14 protein-coding genes are annotated in these 21,836 nt (G+C 40.0%); 8 read left to right on the top strand and 6 right to left on the bottom strand.

Annotation, left to right across the window (positions count from 1 at the left end):
* The first annotated feature begins 8 nt into the window (after nucleotides 1-8).
* The 5 genes from B3E00_RS15225 (at nucleotide 9) to B3E00_RS15205 (ending at nucleotide 7,664) form a co-directional block, all read left to right on the top strand.
* Nucleotides 9-1,700, top strand: coding sequence for a RagB/SusD family nutrient uptake outer membrane protein (locus B3E00_RS15225; RefSeq protein WP_293880707.1), 1,692 nt, complete (start codon nucleotides 9-11; stop codon nucleotides 1,698-1,700).
* 8 nt (nucleotides 1,701-1,708) lie between these two features.
* On the top strand, nucleotides 1,709-3,712 hold the full coding sequence (locus tag B3E00_RS15220) for an FAD-dependent oxidoreductase (protein ID WP_293939143.1): 2,004 nt from the start codon (nucleotides 1,709-1,711) through the stop codon (nucleotides 3,710-3,712).
* A 4-nt stretch (nucleotides 3,713-3,716) separates the two neighbouring features.
* The gene (locus B3E00_RS15215) at nucleotides 3,717-5,366 is read left to right on the top strand and encodes an FAD-dependent oxidoreductase (protein WP_293939141.1); all 1,650 of its coding nucleotides are present in this window, start codon (nucleotides 3,717-3,719) and stop codon (nucleotides 5,364-5,366) included.
* 138 nt (nucleotides 5,367-5,504) lie between these two features.
* Nucleotides 5,505-6,380 carry an AraC family transcriptional regulator gene (locus tag B3E00_RS15210; RefSeq protein ID WP_293880701.1) on the top strand — a complete coding sequence of 292 codons (876 nt, stop codon included), beginning with the start codon at nucleotides 5,505-5,507 and terminating at the stop codon, nucleotides 6,378-6,380.
* A 132-nt stretch (nucleotides 6,381-6,512) separates the two neighbouring features.
* Complete coding sequence (locus tag B3E00_RS15205; RefSeq protein WP_293880699.1) at nucleotides 6,513-7,664, top strand: iron-containing alcohol dehydrogenase; 1,152 nt, start codon at nucleotides 6,513-6,515, stop codon at nucleotides 7,662-7,664.
* 330 nt (nucleotides 7,665-7,994) lie between these two features.
* Here the strand turns inward: B3E00_RS15205 and B3E00_RS15200 are convergent, their stop codons facing one another.
* The 3 genes from B3E00_RS15200 to B3E00_RS15190 all read right to left on the bottom strand — a co-directional run bounded on the left by B3E00_RS15200 (nucleotide 7,995) and on the right by B3E00_RS15190 (nucleotide 9,690).
* Complete coding sequence (locus B3E00_RS15200; RefSeq protein WP_209575353.1) at nucleotides 7,995-8,231, bottom strand: hypothetical protein; 237 nt, start codon at nucleotides 8,229-8,231, stop codon at nucleotides 7,995-7,997.
* A gap of 141 nt (nucleotides 8,232-8,372) precedes the next feature.
* Nucleotides 8,373-9,032: a hypothetical protein gene (locus B3E00_RS15195; protein ID WP_293939139.1), complete on the bottom strand. Its 660-nt coding sequence runs from the start codon at nucleotides 9,030-9,032 to the stop codon at nucleotides 8,373-8,375.
* A gap of 67 nt (nucleotides 9,033-9,099) precedes the next feature.
* Nucleotides 9,100-9,690 carry a Crp/Fnr family transcriptional regulator gene (locus B3E00_RS15190; RefSeq protein WP_293939138.1) on the bottom strand — a complete coding sequence of 197 codons (591 nt, stop codon included), beginning with the start codon at nucleotides 9,688-9,690 and terminating at the stop codon, nucleotides 9,100-9,102.
* 469 nt (nucleotides 9,691-10,159) lie between these two features.
* Between B3E00_RS15190 and B3E00_RS15185 the strand changes: the two genes are divergently transcribed.
* Nucleotides 10,160-11,512 (top strand): DUF3472 domain-containing protein, encoded by a 1,353-nt coding sequence (locus B3E00_RS15185; protein ID WP_293939137.1) that lies wholly within the window; start codon nucleotides 10,160-10,162, stop codon nucleotides 11,510-11,512.
* 145 nt (nucleotides 11,513-11,657) lie between these two features.
* Here the strand turns inward: B3E00_RS15185 and B3E00_RS15180 are convergent, their stop codons facing one another.
* A complete protein-coding gene (locus B3E00_RS15180; protein ID WP_293939135.1) occupies nucleotides 11,658-16,166 on the bottom strand; it encodes an AAA domain-containing protein in 4,509 nt (1,502 codons plus the stop codon).
* Nucleotides 16,167-16,511: 345 nt separating this feature from the next.
* The gene (locus B3E00_RS15175) at nucleotides 16,512-17,069 is read right to left on the bottom strand and encodes a DUF4382 domain-containing protein (protein WP_293939132.1); all 558 of its coding nucleotides are present in this window, start codon (nucleotides 17,067-17,069) and stop codon (nucleotides 16,512-16,514) included.
* 242 nt (nucleotides 17,070-17,311) lie between these two features.
* On the opposite strand from B3E00_RS15175, the gene B3E00_RS15170 reads away from it, so the two are divergent.
* Nucleotides 17,312-18,247, top strand: a complete 936-nt coding sequence (locus tag B3E00_RS15170) for an alpha/beta fold hydrolase (protein WP_293939130.1) — start codon at nucleotides 17,312-17,314, stop codon at nucleotides 18,245-18,247.
* A gap of 176 nt (nucleotides 18,248-18,423) precedes the next feature.
* Entirely contained in the window at nucleotides 18,424-18,816 is a 393-nt protein-coding gene (locus B3E00_RS15165; RefSeq protein ID WP_293939129.1) for a hypothetical protein, read from the top strand.
* 68 nt (nucleotides 18,817-18,884) lie between these two features.
* Here the strand turns inward: B3E00_RS15165 and B3E00_RS15160 are convergent, their stop codons facing one another.
* On the bottom strand, nucleotides 18,885-21,788 hold the full coding sequence (locus tag B3E00_RS15160; RefSeq protein ID WP_293939127.1) for a hypothetical protein: 2,904 nt from the start codon (nucleotides 21,786-21,788) through the stop codon (nucleotides 18,885-18,887).
* Between the last annotated feature and the right edge of the window lie 48 nt (nucleotides 21,789-21,836).

Genomic DNA, 21,836 nt, shown 5'->3' with positions numbered 1-21,836 from the left:
TGGCTTGTATGAAAACTCTAAATAAACTCGCGTTATATATGCTGTCGGTTGCAGTTCTCCTATTGATGGGAGCATGTGAAAAATACCTGGACAGATCTCCCTTGGATGGCCCTTCGGACGAAAATTATTTCAAAAATCAGGATGAGCTGACATTGGTTGTCAATGGTTTGTACAGCGCCCTGGCATTTCACCCTACGGACGATATGCCCATCAACCTCACACTTGATGATGCCACTGATATTGGGTGGGACCGTAATACTTCTGATTTACAGGCTGTGGGAAGAGGAGACCACGATAGCAACAATGGCTACATCCGGAATATCTGGACCAATTCTTATAAGGTCATTGGCAAATGTAATTTTATCCTGGATAATATCCAGAAGTTGGATGGAAAGATGGATACCAATCTCCAAAAGCGTTATAAAGCCGAGACACAGTTTATCCGGGCTTATGTCTACCAATATCTGATCGATTACTTTGGCGGAGTGCCCCTGGTAACGAGCGGATTAAGCCTTGCTGATGCGAATGTTCCGAAAACATCTCAGGCTGAAATTGCTAGCTTCATACTCAAAGAACTTGATGAAGCTGCAGCTATTTTACCGGTTAGCTATGGTTCGGCAGACGTTGGACGTGCGACCAAAGGGGCGGCATTGGCCATAAGGGCGCGGGCAGCACTTAATAATGGACTTTGGGAAGAAGCAGCACGTTCGGCCAAAGAAGTCATGGACCTGAAAGTATATGCCCTACACAATGATTTCGGCCAATTATTTACTTACGACGGGCAGGCTTCCAAGGAGATTATCTTTGCTTTTCAATATCTACGATTACAAAAAACAAAGACCCACAGTGCTACGCGCGGATTTCTATCGCGCAACGCACAAGGGACTTCCAACAAAATTCCATCGCAATCCATTGTTGATAGCTACCTCTGTACGGACGGATTGGCCATTGACAAATCTTCCAGATTTGATCCTAAAAAACCATTCGTGAATCGCGATCCGCGTTTGGGATACACCATTGCGCTCCCGGGTACCACATTTTTTGGTTTTCAGTTTGAGACGCATAAGGATAGCATAACCTGCTGGAACTACACATACAATACGTCAACGGCAGTACGTATCCAAAATCAGGATGCGATCAATGCTTATGCGACCTTTTCTGGTTATTGCTGGAAAAAATATGTCGATATGAAGGACAAGGACTTTACTATGGAGTCGGAGTTAAATATTATTCAGAGCCGATATGCCGAAGTGTTGTTGATTTACGCCGAGGCGATGATCGAAAACAATAAGATCGACCAAACTGTCTATGACGCAATCAACAACATCAGGCAGCGTCCTAGCGTCGATATGCCCGCAATCGCAGGTAATAAAACACAAGCAGAACTGCGCGAGATCATACGGAAAGAAAGACTTTACGAATTAGCCAATGAAGGCTTTCGTCTAGTCGATTTGAGACGTTGGAAACTGGCCGATAAATTTATGAATTCGACGCTCTATGGCCGCATTCCAAAAGGCTTGCTGGCCAATGCGCCAACGATCGATTCGGATAATTACGTGAGCTATAAAAATGTCGCTAATCAGAAAGACATGCGGGTTATCGAGCTCCGAAAGTTTGATCCCAGCAAGAATTACGTTTGGCCGATCCCGAATATTGAAATTGTAACCAATAAAAACCTGGAACAAAATCCAGGCTATTAAATCCTAAGATGATGAAAAAGATACGCGTAATAACCATTGGACTTTTGACCATGTTTTGGCATTTAGTCAACGGGCAAACCGACAGACAAGTAGATCTATGTATTTATGGCACCACCTCAGCCGGCGTAATAGCCGCCTACACCGCTTCACAGGCCGGAAAATCAGTGCTACTGATCGATCCTGGCACAAGGGTAGGCGGGCTCAGCTCCGGTGGATTAGGGCAGACGGATATTGGAAACAAATATGTCGTCACAGGGCTCGCTCTTGATTTTTATCGCAAAATGGGCAAGCACTATGGCAGTTTCGAACAATGGATTTTTGAACCCAAGGTAGCCGAATCTATTTTTAAGGACTATCTGGCACATGCTAACACACCAATGTTAATGGGACATCGTTTGGTAGCCGTTAAGACTGACAATCGATCAATTAAAACCATTTCGCTGCTTCCGAGTGAGCACAGGGATGGCAAAATGACAACTGTCAGTGCCAAAGTGTTTATGGACTGCAGCTACGAGGGTGACCTCATGGCCAAAGCTGGTGTGTCCTATCACGTTGGGCGAGAGTCAAATAGTACCTATGGAGAGACAATTAGTGGTGTTCAATTGCTTGATGGCCATCAGTTTCCCGATGGTGTAGATCCCTATAAGATAAAAGGTGATCCTCAGAGTGGTATTTTATGGGGGATCAATACGGAGCCTTTAAAAGAAAATGGAACGGGAGACACCAAGGTTCAAGCCTATAATTATCGGATCACATTGACCAATGTCCCTGAAAACAGAAACGCAATCACCAAACCCCAAAATTACGACGCAACCAAATATGAACTCTTAAAGAGGCAAAAGGAGATACAGCCTTGGAAGAGTATCGAGGACGTATTTATCTGGAGTCTGATGCCCAATGGAAAGACTGATATCAACAACAGGAATGGATTTTCAACAGATATGATTGGCATGAACTGGCGTTATCCCGAAGCCGATTATTTCGAACGCAAAGAGATTATCAAGGCCCATGAAGATTACACCAAAGGTTTATTATATTTTGTTGCCAACGATCCTTCGGTACCAGAGGCGATCCGAAGCGAATTCAAAAAATGGGGATACCCCAAAGACGAGTATCTCGAAAATAGCCATTGGTCTCCACAATTATATATTCGCGAAGCCCGAAGGATGATTGCTGATGTCGTCATGACACAACACCACTGTCAGGGGCGTGCGCGAGTATCCGATGGCGTAGGCTATGCTGCATACACCATGGACTCGCACAATTGTGACCGTGTGATCGTCAATGGCATGGTCAAAAATGAAGGTAACGTTGAGGTTGGCGGATTTTCTCCCTTCCCGATTTCCTATAGGGCTATTGTGCCCAAAAAAGAGGAAATCGACAATCTTGTGGTTCCCGTATGCCTGTCGGCAAGTCACATTGCTTTTGGTTCCATCCGCATGGAGCCAGTATTTATGGTATTGGGGCAATCTGGTGCTGTGGCCGCTTGCGAAGCAATTGACAACAAAATAGCCGTTCAAGATGTTGATATAAAACGCTTAACGAAAATATTGCGCGACAATCCGAAAGCAGATGGCCGGATGGCCGATTATATTATTCACGTCGAAAATAAAGATCAAGTGATGTTGAAAGGAGATTGGCACGTCTCTTCAAAAAAGGGATATGGTATGAGTTATCAGGAAGTGGATAGTGATCTCGCTGCTGTCGCACGTTTTACGCCTGGAAAAGATTTTGCCGCAGGGAAGTATAAACTCTACAGCTATTTTCCAAAAACTGCCGAAAGCACGGAAGCCGGGAAATTCATTATTCATACCGGAAAGACAAGGATCGAAAAAAAAATAAATTTCAAGGAGGTCCATATTCTCGGACAGACAACCAGTACTTGGGTAGCACTCGGCGAATATGAATTTGAAAACGGAGGTAACAAACCTTATGTTGAGATGATGCCAGCCGCGAAAGGCGTTCTGGCTGCAAATGCACTATTGTGGGTTCCGGTTACCGATCAAAATTAGACGTATGAAAAAGATTAAAGTGGCTTTAAAATTAGCGCTTGTTTTCGCTTTTCTACAGGCTCAAGCGCAGCATTTAACCAAAAAGGTAGATGTTTTGGTTTATGGGGGAACTCCTGCGGCGATTACTGCCGCATTGCAAGTGAAGCAGGCCGGTAAGTCTGTAGTCATCTTATCGCCCGATCAACATTTGGGAGGTCTGAGTTCGGGCGGACTTGGTTTTACCGATACCGGCAATAAAGCAGTTATTGGTGGCCTCGCCAAAAAATTCTATCAGGATGTATTCGATCATTATTCGAAAGAATCGAGCTGGAAATGGCAGTCCCGGGCCTCGTTTGGCAATCGGGGGCAGGGCACCGTCGCGATGGACAGTGCGCATGCAACGATGTGGATCTTTGAGCCTCATGTCGCCGAGCGTATTTTTGATGCCTGGGTGCGGGATCATCAGATTGATGTGGTCCGTGGAGCTTATTTAGATCGGCAGGAAAGTGCCATTCAAAAAGAATCCACATCCATCAAATCGATTAAGACCTTAGACGGAACAGTCTACGAAGCGAAGATATTTATTGATGCCACATATGAAGGCGATCTGATGGCGCTGGCCAAGGTAAGCTATACGATCGGGAGGGAGGCCAACCAGACTTATGGGGAGCAGTGGAATGGTGTACAGACCGGAGTTTTTCAGCACCGGCATCATTTTATTGCGAAAATTAGCCCCTATAAATGTGAAGGCGATTCGGGAAGCGGCCTGGTATTCGGTGTTTCTGCAGAAGATCCCGGGCAATATGGCGCAGCAGACCAAAAGCTGCAGGCCTATTGCTTCCGCATGTGCCTGACCAATGATGCCCGCAATCGAAAGCCCTTTGTTAAGCCTGTTGGCTACGATCCACATCACTATATTCTTCTGCAACGTCTATTCCGTGCCGGCTGGGACGAAGCCTTTCAAAAATTTGATCTGGTGCCCAACCATAAGACCGACGCCAATAACCACGGTCCATTCAGCACCGATTTTATAGGGATGAACTACAATTATCCCGAAGCGAGTTACGCCGAACGAAAATCCATTATCGAAGCTCATCAACGCTATCAGCAAGGTTTATATTACTTTATGGCAAATGATCCCGCTGTTCCCATCGCAATCCGAACAAGTATGGCAGAATGGGGGCTAGCAAAAGATGAATTTAGCGATAATGATAACTGGCCTTTTCAGCTGTATATCCGCGAAGCAAGGCGTATGATAGGGCAGTACGTGACCACCGAGCATAACATTCTAGGAAAGAGGAGGGTCGAAGATCCGGTCGGGATGGGGTCTTACACGTTGGATTCCCATAATGTACAGCGCTACGTGACCAAAGAAGGATATGTTCAAAACGAAGGTGATATCGGTGTTCACGTACCCCAGCCTTATGCAATTTCTTATGGGTCAATTATCCCTAAGAGCGATGATTGTACAAATTTGCTCGTGCCTGTCTGCGTATCCAGTTCACATATTGCGTTTGGTTCTATTCGTATGGAGCCCGTATTTATGGTGTTGGGGCAGAGTGCGGGTGTTGCTGCGGTTTTAGCACTTGAGGGTGATCATGTTGTACAGCATGTCGACTACAAATTACTAAAAAAGCAACTATTGAAAGCAGGACAAATATTGGAACAAAAATAATATATTGTCCTGGAAGTGCATATCCAATGGTGATTAAGAAACTTAATATAGCCCTTTTATTGAGCAAAGAAAGCTGATATCCTCAGACGAAACAATAAAATTTGACGAATTCAGAATAAATGCTTAAAATAGGTCCCTATGATAGTTTATCATCTAAAAGATATCCAATATAAGGCTGAGAGGGCTATTACCCCATTTCATATTTTTGATTTGGACAGGGGTGCCCTCGCCGCCTACAAAGAACCGCATACAAAAGACCATTTTTGCCTTTTGTTTGTAAAAAAAGGTCGGCTCAATCTTCAGGTGGAAGACCGCCGTTATACCGTTAGTGCGCCTCATGTATGCGTTATCTTTCCTGGTCAGCTCTCCTCTAAAGAGTTGCTCAGCGATGATTTTGAAGGCAAGTTGATCCTGTTTGATGAAGTACTATTTTGTTCGGATATCCTCAAAAACGAATTGAGTATCTACAATTATAATATTTCCGTTAAGCTCAATCATATTGAATTGCGCCAGACAGAAATTACAGAAATAGAGCTGCTGCTGGAGCAGGTCGAAAAATCTTATCAGGATCTAACATCGATCAAAAAGGAGCAAGCGCGGTTCTACATCAAGATCATCTTACTTAAGCTGGTAGAATTTGTACACACCAAATGGGAAAATAGCAAGCTCAGCAATGAAAACGCAAAGATTTATGGTAAATTTCTCGAACTGCTGGAAAGGCATTACAAAACAGAGCGAACCGTGGGCTGGTATGCTGAAAAATTGGAACTATCGCCAAAAAAGTTAAATGAAATTACCCGCAAGATTGCAGGACTCACCTCTATCGAAACTATTCATGCGCGGATCATGAATGAAATCAAACAATTACTGCTTCTATCCAACTACTCGCATAAGGAAATTGCGTTTGAACTTGGATTCAATTCACCTGCGGCACTGAACAAGTTTGTGCGGGCCAAACTGGATGAAACGCCAACCAATTTGCAACGGCAACTGTCACAAATGTATAAGACTTAAGCCTGTTATGCGGTTATTTATTATTAAACACTATGGTTGCATTGGATTAAATGTATATCATATCGTAAGTAAAGTATAACATTTGCTTTCTCTTGAAGAGTAACTTTGCAGCAGAAATTTAATATAAAATATATGAGCAAGTTGTTTGTTGCCAGTGAAGTATTCCACGGTGCTGGTACGTTGTCAGAATTGAAAACCCTAACTGGAAAGAAAGCTATCGTCGTAACTGGTGGTCAATCCATGAAAAAAAGCGGAACTTTGGATCGTGCCATAAGCTATTTAACTGAAGCAGGATTGGAAACTGCAGTTTTTGACGGTGTCGAAGAAGATCCGTCGTCAGCGACAAGTCTTCGAGGTGCTGCAGTGATGTCTGATTTTCAGCCGGATTGGATTATTGGTTTAGGAGGCTGCTCGGCAATTGATGCTGCAAAGATGATGTGGGTATTTTATGAATATCCGGATGCAAATTTCGAAGCGATGACTCAACCCTTTAACGTGCCAACATTGCGTCAAAAGGCTAAATTCATTGCTATTCCATCAACGAGCGGTACAGGTACAGAAACTACAGGTTTAGCTGTAATCACTGATCGGGAAAAAGGGGTGAAGTACCCAATCGTATCGTATGAATTGACACCGGATATCGCTATTGTTGACGGTGAAATTTGTGCTACGATGCCCGCACATATTACCTCCAATACAGGTCTAGATGCGCTTACACATTGTGTGGAAGCTTATGTATCGAATATTGAAAATAACTATGCTGATGCCCTTTCAAAAGGGGGACTTGAAATTGTTTTCGAGAATCTCGAAGAAGCAGTCAATAACCCGACAAACATTAAAGCACGACAGAATATGCACGATGCATCTTTTATGGGGGGGCTGGCCTTCAACAATGCCTGGTTAGGTATAGTACATTCCCTATCCCATCAGGTAGGTGCACTCTATGGCGTTCCCCATGGAGCTTCCAATGCGATCTTCCTGCCCAATGTGATCCGTTTTAATCAGACAGCTACAACGAGATACCCTGATTTGGCTAAACTTGTCGGTAGAGATTCGGCAGAAGGGCTAGCACAGGAAATTGAAAAACTAAGATCTTCGGTAAACAATATTAGCTCCCTGAAAGCATTTGGCATTACGAAGGAAGACTGGCAAAAAAATCTAGATTATATGGCTCAAAATGCTTTGCAAGATCCGTGTACGGGCTTTAACCCACGTAAGCCAACTCTACAGGACTTAAAAGATCTTTACAGCGCTTGCTACGAAGGCTTAATTTACGAAAATTAAACGAACAGATCGGCGAAAGCGGTTGTTGTGAAGGTGTACAACCGCTTTCTTCTATATATTTTTCACCCAAACTTCTCCATCTTTCCTTAAGTTACTGTTTTTGATTTTTATGCAGATTGCTCATTGATCCTCCTTCAAATTCTAAATTATATACGTTTTCAAGAAATCAATTGATTTCCAAATTTCTTTAAATGCAATGGGAGTGATTCCTCTGCCATTGGCACCCTCAACGAAAAGTGATAAAAAAAATATTAAAGTTCCTATTATAAAAAAAGGTTGATCACACTGACCAACCTTTAAAATAAAACATTACAATAAAACGTATTAATCCTAATCGTGCCCTTCGGTTTTAACAATCTTGTTGTAAATACCCAATAGTAAAAACGGTGCGGCCCATTGACCAACGAATAGTGCTGTATTATCATCTTTAGTTTTGCAACATTTTAAAGCCGCTGAAATTCCCATCGCTGCTAACGAAGCTGCTAAAAATACAATAGAGGGAATTTTAGATGTTTGTGTTTCGACCTCTTTCGTTACTTTGTCTTCATTTCCTGTTGTAAGTGCCATAGTTTTTATAGTTTAGTTTATTAGTGAACTACTTTCAAAATAAAATAGTTTGAAAATATCTATTATTTTTCTTTCTCACTTCATTCCCGGTCTGATCTTTATAAGAATCCACATTGCTTTGAAATTGCTTTATTAACCGAATTAAGGATTTTTCTTCTTTATTACAAATAGTTTATAAATCGAAATGCATCCCGGTATCATTGGTAAAATTGCTGTCCACATTCCAGGAAAATAGTAGTTACCGGTTGTTTTAAAATAGTAGTTTGGCATATTTTCAATAACTTCTCCCGATATTGAATCAGTAATAACATGAGGGTCATTAGGTAGCATATCAGGTTGTATTAGCGGAAAAATGAAGTGTGTGAATTCAGCGACGCCGGGACCGATAAAAATAAACCACGCAACAAACCCTGCAATAGGAATCCTATAATATAAGCCCAATGTAGTTAGTGTATAGATTGTTGGCCCAACGAGCGCAAATATAAGGAGGAATTTCTTTTCACTCCAGGGAATCCCAAATAGTCGGCTCATGGAAGGCGCAAACCCTGTCTGATATTCTTCAATGATATGTACCTGCAACGCAGCGACAGTAAGGACAAAAAGAGGCAATATCAATGAGGGATGGGTAGGATGGCTCAAGTAGGTTTTCTGCCAGCAGATAAAAGCAATAAACGCCGAGCCTCCCACGATAATTACTGGAGGTAAACCGATTGAAAAATAGCCTACTAAGGTTGCAAGAATCGTAATAATCAGTACGATAATAACGTTGAGCTGTCGACTGAAAAATAATGTTTGTATCATAACAGTATGAATTTCTCGCTAAATTACATATCTGTTTATAGGCAGTATTTATCAAATGATAAAATCGCTAATTCTTGCCACGGATTCTGCTCAAAGAAACTTGCGTGATACCTAGATATGATGCTAGATCTGCCAAACTGATTCGTTGAAGGAGATATCCCTGATTTTTTAGGAATTTGTTGTATGCGACGATTCCCGTTTCTTCAAGTGAGCGACCTATTCGGGTCATCATTTCGATAACGGCCATCGAAAGAAGTTTACGGTAGAAAGTTTCTATCTGATGATACTTAGCACATAATAATTGTAAGTCTTTATAAGATATGCAGCTTACTGCGGTATCTTCGAGCGCAACAATTTCGTAATTAGAAGGTTTTTGTTCTATAAAACTATCCAGGACTGAAAAGATATTTGCTTCCGAGAAAAAACGCATGATATACTCCCGGCTATCCGAAGTAAACAACGTTTTTACAAGACCATATTCCAGAAAGAATATTTTATCACAAATTCTTCCCTTTTTGACAATTATGTCTCCTTTTTTAAAGGATTTTGAGGTGATTTTTGATTTAAATTCAAGCAATGCTTCATTATTCACATTAAAGTGAACGTGTACGAATTGTACAAAATCAGGTGGATTATGATTGGAAAAGTTAGTCATCATACGGTATAGCTCAATGCCATTATTTTATTTAATTTACGATTGTTTTTCCGAAATGATATAAACAGCGATAAATTGTCCAGTAGCGAAGATGAAATCATATCGAAATTCAAATCCTTATTTCAAATTATTCTTCTTCTCATTCTAGAAAACAATCACGATATTACGCAAAGCTATAAAAAGGCATCCTTTACTTTCTTAAACTATATATTCTTGTTGTGTCGTCAGTGAGTTTTTTAGTATTGTTTGTAAGGGTAGGTGATTCTATTCTGTAATTTATTTTTTTTTATAAAAGCAATTTGTATGCGCTACTAACTGTAAAGACCGGAAGACATTTCATTCGATGAATGAAGTCTAATGCCTAAATTATCTCATTTGTTACAAAAGTATTTTGCACAAACGATTGCATTGTATATTTTTTGTTTTATTTAATTGTATTTATAAAATTAGAAAGAACAATTAAATTTAAATTATGAGATATCCCAAAGTTACGCTACTGCTCGGTGCAGTATTGGCAAGCTTTCTTTCTTGCCAAAAAAGCGAGTTACAAAACAATTTAGAAGCGAAATTATTGCTACGTGCTGCCTCTCCGGGTTTAAGCGGATACGAAGTTCCCTTAGGTGGGAATGCTTTTGTCACTTCGGCACCTTCCGGTGCAGCAGAAGTCATCAATAACAACGGATTGGCAAACTGGAACAATGTCAATAGCTTAATCAGTACCTATGCTAAAGTTCCACAAGCAGGCGCTTTGCGTGTTAAAATAAGAGCTAAAGTGTTACCTTCAGGCGATAGCAGTACGGTGAAATTAACAATTAATGGTATAAGCAAACAAGTCAAACTTAAAGGTGGAGCATTAAAAGATTACACGGTCGGTACCTATTCGCTAAATGCCGCGGGATATGTAAAAATGGATCTTCAAGGTGTAACCAAGTCAGGCGGTTATTTTGCAGATGTATCACACTTGATTTTAGATAGTTCGGCAACAAATGGCACGGTAATTTATAGCGACAACAATGTCGATAACACCTACTATTGGTCGCGGCGTGGTCCATCCGGCCATTTGAATTATACCATTCCAACAAATCAGCAAGTATCCTATTATTATAGCGAGGTGAAAGTGCCTGCCGGAGAAGATAAGATAGGTTCTTACTTTATGGCAAATGGCTTCGATCAAGGGTATTTCGGTATGCAGGTCAATTCAGCGACAGAACGCAGAATACTGTTTTCTGTTTGGAGTCCATATAGCACCGATGATCCATCCCAAATACCAGCAGAGGACCGCATCACATTAAATAGAAAAGGGACAAATACCACAACAGGTGAGTTTGGTGGCGAAGGTTCGGGTGGACAAAGCTACCTCAAGTATAATTGGACTGCTGCCACAACCTATAAATTTTTATTAAAGGGTGAACCTGATAACAATGGAAGCACTGATTTTACGGCATGGTTTAATGATCCGTCGACCAATAATTGGATACTTATTGCTAGCTGGAAACGTCCCAAAACAAGTACACATTTAACAGGTTTTCATAGCTTCATCGAAAATTTCAATGCCAACAACGGCTTCCTTGGGCGTTCAGCAGAATATAGTAATCAATGGGTTCGTACAGCTACAGGAATTTGGCTGAAAGTTGTGGAAAGTACCTTTAATGTTGATTCGACCTATATAAACAGCCAGCGTATAGACGCTATTGGCGGAATATCAGGAAATAGCTTCTTCCTCAAAAATGGCGGTTTTTTCAATACTGTCGTCAATCCCGGAACGAAGTTTACACTACCAAGTTATGGAACAGCACCTTCAATAAATTTAACAACACTACCTTAACAGACATATTTACAGTATTATTCATACTTTACATCTATTATAAAAGGGACAATACTTCATTAAGAAGTATTGTCCCTTTTAAAGTCAACATTACAATAACAATTCTTCTCCTTGTTTTTGGTATAGTTAGATCATCCATTCATCGCTAATTATCACTTATATTGATTTTCGTTGCGACATGCACATGGTTACCTAAATTTGCCTCTTCTTCATCCTGTTGGCGAATAAAACCAAGGAGCCGATTGAGCTCTCCATTGGCATCATCCCACCATTTAATGGACCATATCCTATGGAATATAAATCCATATCTTTCAAGTTGCTCCTGGCGGAAGTTGTCCCAGGCGTAAGCTTCCGGACTGTTATGGTATTTTGCGCCGTCACACTCTATTGCGATTCGTGGTTTGTTGCTTATTTTAGATTTTACAACGATATCAATCCTAAAACCGCCTACTGAATGCTGCTGTTCTAAGCGATCTGCGCCAATATGCTTTGCAAGTTGTTCAAATATTTCGTCTTCAAACGGAGACTCAGACCCTAAGCTAAATTCCGCGGGTTCATACAGTTTATCTGAGCAGTACTGACTCAATAATTCAAGAATGCCCTTCCGCAAGTTGTCATTCCCTTCACTTACCGCTTTCGCATAAGTAAAGTAAGCGTACATAATACCACGTCCTTTATTGCCATTCTGCTGGATAAGATTTGGGTACTGACCAACATACTCCTGCGGGAAAGAAGTACATACATATACTTTAGACCGCGCTCGAGTAATGATTACATTCAACATGCGATGTCCCTTGCCCTGTATAATCGGACCAAAGTTTTGACTAAAGGAGCCGTCGGCTTTTCGCCCAAATGTCGTTGAGAGAATGATAATATCCCGTTCGTCGCCCTGAATGTTTTCGAGATTTTTAACAAAGAATGATTCTCCTGCCTGCGCCATTAAACTGTCGAATACAGGGTCATGCTGGCGAACTGCACTCAGTTCCTCCAGGATTAAGTTGCGTTGATAGATATTGAACGTAGCAACACCTACGCTTGGGATACTATCTTTGGCATCCTTCATGATCTGTTGTAACAATTCGACCACTTTCAGTGCCTCCTGCTTATTTACTTGCCCTTCATACAATCCATCAATCTGTAAGTATTCGATAGGAGTGTAGTGCTCCTTTGCCGGAACAGGCATTAACCTATTTCCGTAAAACGCATGATTGGAGAAGTCGATAAGATAAGGGTGTTTAGAGCGGTAATGAACTTTTAGATAAGATTCAACGAACCCCTTGTCTACAGCATAAGCTAGTAAGGATTCGCTATCCGCGAGGTTAAGCTGAGCAGCTTGTAACGCAGTCCGATCTGAAAATTCATCTTCGGAGTCTTCTGTCTCATCATCAATCGGATCAAGTAGCGCTCCACTTCCCTCGAAGTAAGAGGAGGGAGCCATCTGGTGCTTATCACCGGACACAATCTTAGCCTTCCCTCGGATCAGGGCCGCGTACGTATCTTCGAGACGCAGCTGACTGGCCTCATCGAATATGACCACATCAAAAATTCCTTCCTGTAGCGGCAGTATCGAACTGCAGACGGAAGGATTGACCAATAATACCGGAAAAAAGTCTGTAAATAGTTCAAATTCTCTGTTCACAATAGTTCGGAGTGAGTTGCGACGCATTCCCTTAGCTCCCTTTTTGTTAAACAAACTATTTATGTTTTGTCCTTTGGATTTGAACTTTCCTACAGCATTAGCCTGTTTTTCCGTCCATAAGGCAATAATGCTATTCAGTTGCGCATTATTAAACTCTTGTTTTTGCTGTTGATATTGTTGTAGTTGGTAATCGCTTTTTGGCAATTCTTGTGGCTCATTTGTCGTGAGTATCCAATACAGATACCAGCATTCAAATGCATCAGCCCAATGGTCTTTAAGATGTATGCTGATTCTGGTAATGAGCTTTTGTTGCACTTCGTCCACTGAAAGGAAAAATGATTTCCACTCGTGATAGCTACGGAAATCACTTATATGTTCATTGAACATTGTAATGGTGTTCATAATCGTTTGACATAGGTCCTGTGCCGCCTGAAGACTTGTATACGGCAGAAATACCCCATTCGTTATATTTCCCATTAAGTGGTTACTCTCAATATCGTCAAACGAGTTTTGTAGATTCCGATAGGCATCAGCGCGCGCCGCGTAATAGTCACGAAAATGATTAAAATGCCTTAACTGAAAAGTAACTCTCTCTGTTAGATAGGGTACTGCTTCAATCAAGCCGTTGATATCAGTAACTGGAGTTGTTGGAACGATATTGTAATCCGCGATCAGCATTTGCTCAATACTATCCAATTTTTGAAGTAGGGGAGCTACTTGCGCTTTTAGTTCACTCAGTTCAGTATGAAAATGATGATCATTAATATTAGCCAAATAGCTATCTATCGTATAAGGATATTCTTCTCTCCAAGTCGCTGCTTTTTGTCGTAGTTCCTCAATATTGTTGAGATAAATGGATAAATCAGTCGTTTCCAAATGGTCGTTATATTGATGTTCAATATAATTTTTCTGAACATGGGATGATCTTACCTGCGCGATGCGATTCTTTAATTCAATTCTCGTTTGTTTTATCTGCTTATGTTTTCCCGAGAATATACTCAACAAACTTGTTTTAAATTTTGCGCCGCTACTATTATCTAATAAGTTATTGCCATATTGCGCAATGCTTGACTCAGCGTAGGCAAGATAAGTTGATATTGCATGGCTTAGCGATGAATAATAGCTGCTGTAATGTTGTTGTAAAGCATCATCATATTGCTTGAAAAATTGTTGTGCTTTAATCCGAACCGATTGTAATCCTAAGACAATTTCATTGATTCGCTGTTCCTGAGGAAAAGTGGGGGGTAATTTCTCTTCCTTAACTGAATCTCCAATACAAAATGCTAAATAGCACTTAAAATCCTGCTGCATTATCGCGGGGATGCCACTCAAAAATTCATCAGCCCACTGCTTTCCGCTCACTTGAAGTTCATTAATAACATGTTCAATTGTTGGTAGCTGTTTATGAACGTATGCTATAAAATCTTCAATCCTTACACGTGATAGCCCAACCTGTTGATCTAAAAATAGAACGTCTGTCAATGGTCTAAATATGGAATGGACCTGATGCGATTGTTTAAATAAATTATGGCTATGCTTTAAAACAACAAGTGTCTTTTCCAGTTCTTTGTGATCTTGAGCGAAATTGAAGTCCTGCTTTGGTATAATATTCTTGAGTGGTACTTCATTAAAGTTTTTTAATAAAGCCAAATACCGGCCTACGATCTGCGACCAACTCTTGTCACCGTATACCGTTTGCGCTAAGGCAGCATGTTGTGCGTTAATACGTTCAGCTGATTCGTTGAGTTTTGATTTTATCGTATCATATTGGCTTTGGGCTTGCCTTACTGAGATGTAAAACGGAACTCCGATCTGACGATCTCTGACGGAATCAACGATCGCTTCACGCGCATCGTTTACATCATCAATTACACCTACCAGAGCGCCGATCTGAGGATTCGTACGTTCGATATTTGCTTTAATAACATCAAGGGCTGTTTTCTTTTCGCATACGACAAGACATTTTAGTCCATTGGCAAGTGCATTTGTGATCAGTGCAGTTAATGATTGACTTTTTCCCGTCCCAGGGGGGCCTTGTATTATTTGATTCGGTTCATTTCCAAGAGCACTTATTATGGCCTGTTGGCTTGGGTCGGTGTCGACGGCGCTGAAAGGTGTTGTCGATAGATTTTCCACCTTAAGCTCATCAAATTCGAAGGCATCGAAGCGATCCAATAAGCGGGAAATGTCGGTGATAATACTTTCTTTTTGCGCTCTGAACAAACCAAAAATACCACCAAAATGAATGTAAGCTTTGTTATTGGCGATAGCATCTATCTGGGATGCTTCAGGTAATACGTTAATAGCTGTTTCAAAGTTCTTGTTTAGCACCTCTAGTATCTGCTCTTTACTATTCGCATTGAGTGCTTCCAATACTTCTGCACAAGCGTTCACTAGTTCGTTGCTATCAATCAGAGCGTCTTCTAAGGCTTCATTGGTCAGATTGTGTAGTGTAACGTCATCTTCACTTTTAATAAAAGAAAGGAGGACCTCATTGATACTAATCGGGTGAATATCTGAATCCACTATTTTTCCATTCGCTTGAACCACCTTATTTCGCAAAAACGACCATTCATTAACTTTGTTTTTAGATTTCACGGCCTCCAGTTGCCAAATGAATAACGGGGCTTTTATGATTTTCGAGGGGTCTTTTGAAGATCTTTTTATAAGGATAGGATAGCCGAATCCGAGGGTCTTCATCCCATGTTCTTTAAAGTAATCCTCATTTTCTATAATAATGGAGTTCAATCGTTTAGAAATTACGGACAGTTTCTTTTGAGTCTCCGCATCCTTTTCATTGAGGTCTATCGTATCAAATGAAATCTTAAATTCAAAGTGTGCTTTGGTCAACAAGGTATCCAAAAATAATTTAGCGAGGCCATCCTCAATGAGGTCGAGCTGCTGCAGGTCTAACCGGGTAGCCAACCTTCCTGGCAATGCATTTAAATGAATAGAGCGGGCGTTACCACCTTTTAATTTGCTTTGTAATGATTGCAGGAAAATCTTGGATGACATAATTATAATATTTGTATTTATCCTAATATACAAATATTCGGTATAATCAGCAATGCAATCAAATTACCTAACCAAAGCTGTTCAACAATTTTGGTAAACACCTTTCCCTATTTAAAATATTTTTTTTACCAATTCCACAGAAACAAGTTTCTTCGTGTTCTAGCTTTTTGCTTTTCGTACTCATGGACGGTTAGATCAATAAATCATTAAAAGATTGGTTGGAAGGTCAACTTTAAAGGTGAAAGTGGTTTTTTTAATGACCAGTATTTAACGCATAAACTCTGTTATACTTTGTTTATGCATTTTATTTTATACATAAGGTTTATGATATATAATACCTACCGCTTAATCCACTACAGCAGTGAGGCTAGGATTAATTAGAAATTTACCCTCTGCCGCCTTTTGGATGAAATCTGACAGATTGATATGAAGCACTAACGTATGGTTTTCGTTCGGAAGAAGCAGCCTTTCGTCCGCGATATTCACCGCTATAACTTGTCCTCGTGACGTCTCCAAAGCATAGGGAAAGCCATCTATGACTATTTCATTTCCTGTCGGTGCAACTTTTAGCATTACTTCCTGTAGGGTACCATGGGGGACAGGTCCACCCGCAATGATGCTATCCTTTTGAATTCCGAGGATGTTTACTCTTTTATTTGCCTCGATTTTTCCTCCACCTGAAGACGTGCGAGTCCATAGCTGTTGGATCTCGAGATGGAGTTCATCATACTGATCACCGTCACTTTTTACCGTCACTTTTAAGTGCGACTGCTCGGGTGCAGGGCTATCGTCCTCATGGCAGCTACGCAAAAGTATGAGCAGGACCAGAGCCATCAGATGCAAGAGGGCAGAAATTCTGCAGGCGGTTAACTTTGTGTTTTTTCTATTGGAAATAAAGATCATAATTGTTTTTTTAGTTGAACACAAGGGATGCAGTTAACGTTTGTTTTTTTGTGTAAAAACAGGCCTCTTCATAACCCCATACACTATACCCACCCCATTTGATACGCTAAAGGCAAATCGTTGAGGTAATAAAAAATGATCCAACAGATCGCTGGAAGGTATCCGCTATACGTTTCATTTGGCACGAGAAAAAAAAATTAGATCCAGTGTAACAGATGCTTAGCTCGATATACTTATTGTATATGAAAGAACTATTCAAAACAATGCTGTTGCTGTTTTTAGGCACAGCTCTTACACAAGCTGTATCTGCGCAGCCTAAAACGAGTCAAACGGTCATGGTTGAGGGAAAAAAAATGGCCTATAAAACGAGCAATCTTGCCAATCGGAAAGCAGGCGAACCTATTTTAGTGTTCGAAGCCGGATTAGGCGGCGGTACATTTGATCCCATTCTACCCCTTTTACCTAGTCATATCGCGAGTATTCAGTACGAACGAAGTGGTATTGGTAGTTCCGAACCGGACTCCCGTATTGTAACGGACAGCCAGGTTGTTTTACGCTTACATGACCTTTTGCAAACCTTGGCCATTCAGCCCCCTTATTTGTTAGTAGGGCATTCCATGGGCGGCCCTTACATCCGTCTGTTTGCAGCCCAATATCCCGATGAAATATGCGGACTAGTGTTCTCGGACCCAACGGATTTTATGTTAACCGAGCAGGAGGATGAACATGCCAAGCTGGTCTCGCGGAGTAAAACGAGCTATCAGCAGATCACAAAAATTATTATGGAGCAGATGTCCAAAAATACAAATTCCAGTGCAGGCGCACATATTGATGCTGCTCGAGCGCTAGCGTCCATCTCGAAAGGATATTTTCATGAATATAGAACATTACCACCATTGAAAAAAGAAATTGCTGCTACAGTGATCATATCCTACAACAAAAATATTGAACTGCCCGATGAAGAGCTGGATCGTAAACTAAATCTGGGTATCAATTTTAAGGCATGGTGGAAAGAATACGATGAATTGCGAATCCAGCATTATGCAGCATTGCTAAAAGACAATGACAATAGCATGCTTGTCCTGCTCCCAAAATATTCGCATGGTATTTACTATCAAAATCCGCAATTGGTCGCAAAACTCATACAGGACAATTTTGATAGCTATAAAAAGGAGTAACCACCACGAGTCCCTTTTTAGAAAGCGATAAGGTCTATTAGGTTATAAATCCTATATCTTAGTGCTATGCTGTACAATCCTTTTGAACAGGTCACCAAAAGTTCCTTTTGATTGGGAATGGTTGCCACCTTTGGGGAGTGATACGGCACAGACTTCGCTATTCTAAATCAGCGTCCATGGGAAGTTTAACAAAATATGTATCAAATGATCGCCCTGAGTTCGCGGTATTTATAGATGATGATAAGGTTTGTTACGTATACTTATTGATGGAGGATAAAATAATTGGAGATATATGGTTATATAATAGTGCACCTACTCCGAGCGAACCCGAATGGCATAAAAAGAAGAATATACCGTTTTTAAATCCTGCAGCGTTTTTCAAAGAAAATCTAGAGCCATTTGATGCAAGTTCGCCCGTTGAAGTAAACCGGGATTTTGACGAAGAAACCGTGGCCAATATATTTGTAGCTTCCAGATCGATCGCAAAGCTTCTTATCGGTTCTTCTCCGGGTTGGTCAAGTCTGGTCGCTAAAGATGGGCCTTTGGCGCAAAAGATGGAGGGTTTTTAAACTATAATTTTCAGTAAAAAAATCTACATGTTTTTATTTCTTCGATCCTTTTATCGTAAAGCTTTCTTTTATTCACCAGAATGAAGATTGACAAGAGGAATATCAATTTTTAATCCAATGCTAAATATCGCAGCGTCGAAAGCCTTATCATTAAATCTTTTTTTCAATCCCTCATCATAATACGCCTTTAACGGGAGTAATTTTCCTCCTATAAATGCGACGATAGGCGTGTTTTTAATATTGTATAGTATATTAGCTCCGGGACTAAAGACCTCGCTAAAATGTACTTCCTTATTGTAGGCCGAGTCTGGAGTAATTAGATAGTGATTGACGAGATTTCCTAGTTCCAACAATTGCACGTTGAAATTTAAATATTTGAATAAGTTACCTGCAGGTCGTATGGTAACCCCTATAGGGGCAGTTATACCACCCGTCCATTTACAGTTTAATGAAGAGTTTCCAATGGGGACAATTCTTCCTGCAAAGGCCCCCACATATGCATTCAAATCTACAGATGAAGACATTTTCCTTTTTAATTTATAAGAAGTCGGAGGCAGTGCATGCGACTCGATTACATTTGCCAGTTCGGCGGATGAGGAGGAGGCAATGACATCACCAAAAAATCCCGACAGTTTGACCAGTTGGCTGGCATATGACATTTCTGATAGCTTTGGTAAAGCTGAGAAAAGCGTATCCACTTTTGAAATTGAACCTGAAAATAAAGTTAGTGCAGCAGCTTGTTCACTTGGGTTATTGGTTTCTGAAACCATTTTGTAAAGTGCGATGCGATTGATGAGCTTTATTAAGCTTTTATCATCCAGCTTTTTTGCTGAAAGTATTTGGCCTTGCTGTGTTTTTTTGCTTGTTTCAAGAAATTTTTGTTGATCTGCCCAAGCTAGGTGTTGTAGATTTTTGCCCATATATTTAATGAACTCCAAATCGTCCTTGCTCAGCTCCTTATTGTTGAATTTTATATTTTTTATTGTCTTGTTTTCATTGTATTCAATTGTAATCTCTTTGTTTGACAAACTGGTGGAAAATATGTTCTTTAACGTATCTATATTTACGATATATTTAAGATTTCCAACTTTGTAATATGCATCTACCAATCCCATTGTGTTCTGTGCAGCTGCCACAAAATTTTTCTCTTGAATATTCTCTATAATTTCGAAAACGTCTTTGATGTTTTCCAAATATTGGTTAACGTCTTGCTTTTGGCCTGTTCCAAATGGATAATTTTCGAAATTGGCAATCACTTGTCCCAGTATACTCCATGTGTTGTATGACGATTTGGCCATCTGATCTGATTTATTTTTTTCAATTAAGACCTGTTGTTCCTGGTTAATTTTATCGAATTGTCCCAATGACATCAATAGCGGACTCAGCCAAGCAATCACTTTTTCCTTATTGATAATTAGATTTTCTTTGACGCCCGGTAGATTATCAAATACTTCACCATATTTCAATTTGAGTAATTCCATTAATATATCCCATTGTTTTTTATCTAATGTTTTTAGTTCCTCATAACCTAGAAGTCTGTAGTTCTTATCATTAATTGTAAACAATTCGTTAGTTGCTATGTAAAGTAGCCCAATAATATTTTGTGCATATTGATTTATGTTTTGCGTATTATTAGATGATATATTGGGATCAGGACTATAAGTAGGGTTAAGGTATAATTGGCGGATGATATCTCTGTAATTGTAACGGGCTTTTATCAAACCATCGATATTATACCCAAGTTCAACTGTCATGCCGAGATTTGCTGCGATTTCTGTTGTTAGAAATTGTTTTGTCCAGCTACTTTTGGATACATTTCGTGGCATTTCAACAAAATCTTTGGAGATCGCGTATCGCCAAGAAGAGCCGAAATTAGCGGTTCGGTAATCAGAGAGGCCTTTTAACAATTCAATTGTGGAAGGGAATACATCATATATCAATGGATTGTTTACTCTTTTGCGTAACTGGTCCATAAACCATATCGCCGCTTCCTGCTTCGCTCTTTTTGCTAGGAACATCGCCATGGCATCAATCATTTGAGATTGGGAGGGGATGCTTAATCCTGTATAATTGAGACTTTGTTGCGCATTTTGCGTTGTGGTAGTAAGATTGATCTGTAAAGATTCTTGCCGATTAGGTTGCTGTCCTTGGAGATAGTTTTTTGCATCTATTGAAAAAGTTCCATTCGCTAACAAGATGTCGGCCATTTCATATGTTTTTTTTTCAATTTTGACGAATAATTCCTTAGTTTCTTTCGCTAATGTTTGACTTGTATCTATCTTCTTGTTTTCATTTGCTATATTACTAATTAAAGAGCTATTGGTACTTAATAGATTATCCTTTAGCTGACTGATTGTTGTTATTTGTAATTCTGGATTCTCAAGTAAGGGTTTATATCTACCAATTATAATTGATATTGAATCTTGCCCCATAACAGTATCATCTTTCTCGTTCAAGAAGCTGATTATATTTTCTATTTTATTTTTTTTATCATTTAAGAGGCTGATGGTATTGTTGATGTCCGCTATTATATCATTTTTTCTATTATATCTTTCCAGTAAATCATTTAAAGAATCTAAACCAGGTGAATTTTTTTTTATATCTTTTTCGTTTAACAATTTTTTTATAAATAATGCTTTTGAATTTATAGCGCCTTCTTTAAAACTGGCAATTAATTTATATGGAGAATTCTTTCCAACGATATCGAGCTTATCTTTACCGACTAAATTTACGAGACTCTTATAGATCAATTCAGTTTCAGTGGGGTTTAGATTGGGATTATTTAAATATTTACTTAAATAAAATAGGTTGTAAGGAGCTAATATGTTATTTTTTAGATCATTAGTGTCTACCTTGATGGTGGGGTCTAAAACTGGTTTAGGAAGTGGTTTTTTTGATTGCTGTCCATTGGCTATCATCATATAGTTGCTAAATAGCGCAAGTGTCAGGATAATTAGGTAAGGTCTTTTCATAACTCAATATTTTAAATTAATGACTTGTTTGGCTTTCAGTCAATTGGC

The sequence above is a fragment of the Sphingobacterium sp. UBA5996 genome, from assembly GCF_002429765.1.
Taxonomy (GTDB): Bacteria; Bacteroidota; Bacteroidia; order Sphingobacteriales; family Sphingobacteriaceae; genus Sphingobacterium.
The sequence above is the reverse complement of the archived record's forward strand: the minus strand, read 5'-3'. Positions and strand labels throughout refer to the sequence as shown.

Bases quoted from the DNA above. Each gene is read 5' to 3' on its own strand.
- B3E00_RS15225 (WP_293880707.1), top strand. From the start codon at position 9: ATGAAAACTCTAAATAAACTCGCGTTATATATGCTGTCGGTTGCAGTT.
- B3E00_RS15220 (WP_293939143.1), top strand. From the start codon at position 1,709: ATGATGAAAAAGATACGCGTAATAACCATTGGACTTTTGACCATGTTT.
- B3E00_RS15215 (WP_293939141.1), top strand. From the start codon at position 3,717: ATGAAAAAGATTAAAGTGGCTTTAAAATTAGCGCTTGTTTTCGCTTTT.
- B3E00_RS15210 (WP_293880701.1), top strand. From the start codon at position 5,505: ATGATAGTTTATCATCTAAAAGATATCCAATATAAGGCTGAGAGGGCT.
- B3E00_RS15205 (WP_293880699.1), top strand. From the start codon at position 6,513: ATGAGCAAGTTGTTTGTTGCCAGTGAAGTATTCCACGGTGCTGGTACG.
- B3E00_RS15200 (WP_209575353.1), bottom strand. From the start codon at position 8,231: ATGGCACTTACAACAGGAAATGAAGACAAAGTAACGAAAGAGGTCGAA.
- B3E00_RS15195 (WP_293939139.1), bottom strand. From the start codon at position 9,032: ATGATACAAACATTATTTTTCAGTCGACAGCTCAACGTTATTATCGTA.
- B3E00_RS15190 (WP_293939138.1), bottom strand. From the start codon at position 9,690: ATGATGACTAACTTTTCCAATCATAATCCACCTGATTTTGTACAATTC.
- B3E00_RS15185 (WP_293939137.1), top strand. From the start codon at position 10,160: ATGAGATATCCCAAAGTTACGCTACTGCTCGGTGCAGTATTGGCAAGC.
- B3E00_RS15180 (WP_293939135.1), bottom strand. From the start codon at position 16,166: ATGTCATCCAAGATTTTCCTGCAATCATTACAAAGCAAATTAAAAGGT.
- B3E00_RS15175 (WP_293939132.1), bottom strand. From the start codon at position 17,069: ATGATCTTTATTTCCAATAGAAAAAACACAAAGTTAACCGCCTGCAGA.
- B3E00_RS15170 (WP_293939130.1), top strand. From the start codon at position 17,312: ATGAAAGAACTATTCAAAACAATGCTGTTGCTGTTTTTAGGCACAGCT.
- B3E00_RS15165 (WP_293939129.1), top strand. From the start codon at position 18,424: ATGGGAAGTTTAACAAAATATGTATCAAATGATCGCCCTGAGTTCGCG.
- B3E00_RS15160 (WP_293939127.1), bottom strand. From the start codon at position 21,788: ATGAAAAGACCTTACCTAATTATCCTGACACTTGCGCTATTTAGCAAC.